Origin of the sequence: Spongiactinospora gelatinilytica (assembly GCF_003236385.1) — a bacterium.
In the GTDB taxonomy this organism is placed as follows: Bacteria; Actinomycetota; Actinomycetes; order Streptosporangiales; family Streptosporangiaceae; genus Spongiactinospora; species Spongiactinospora gelatinilytica.
Genome location: NZ_POUA01000878.1, coordinates 1 through 431, shown reverse-complemented (window position 1 = coordinate 431; position 431 = coordinate 1). Strand labels below are relative to the sequence as shown.

Genomic DNA, 431 nt, shown 5'->3' with positions numbered 1-431 from the left:
GTCACAAGGTGCTCGACACCCGCTCCGCTGACGAGATCATCGGATACGACGACGGCCCGCCTCGATGACCACTACGGCGACTGCTTCACCTACGGCATCGCCGCCGAGTTCGGGATTCCCGTCCTCTGCGTCGGTGACGACTTCGCCCGCACCGACGTGGACGTGCTTCGGCCGGCCTGAGTCGTCAGGCGGCGTCGACCGGAGCCACTCCGCTGATGCGATGCACCGCGAACGAGCGGACCTCGCCACTGCGGTGGTCGAACGCGGACAGCCACCCGCCCTCGATGCGGGCCGGGTCGATCAGGCGCTCGGTCGTGGCGCCGTGCTGGTCGACGTAGCCGATCCAGACCGTGGCGCCGACCTCCAGCGCCTCGCGCAGTTCGGCCAGGGTGGTGGCGGCCGTCGTCCGGCCGAGCCGCCCACGCCCGCCG

Annotated in this window: 2 protein-coding genes; one reads left to right on the top strand and one right to left on the bottom strand. The window is 71.2% G+C overall.

From position 1 onward, the window contains the following. A partial coding sequence (locus C1I98_RS42485; RefSeq protein ID WP_199537606.1) for a type II toxin-antitoxin system VapC family toxin occupies positions 1-180 on the top strand: 180 nt, incomplete at its 5' end. A gap of 4 nt (positions 181-184) precedes the next feature. Here the strand turns inward: C1I98_RS42485 and C1I98_RS42480 are convergent. Continuing rightward, on the bottom strand, positions 185-431 hold a 247-nt coding region (locus C1I98_RS42480; RefSeq protein WP_199537605.1), incomplete at its 5' end, for a WYL domain-containing protein.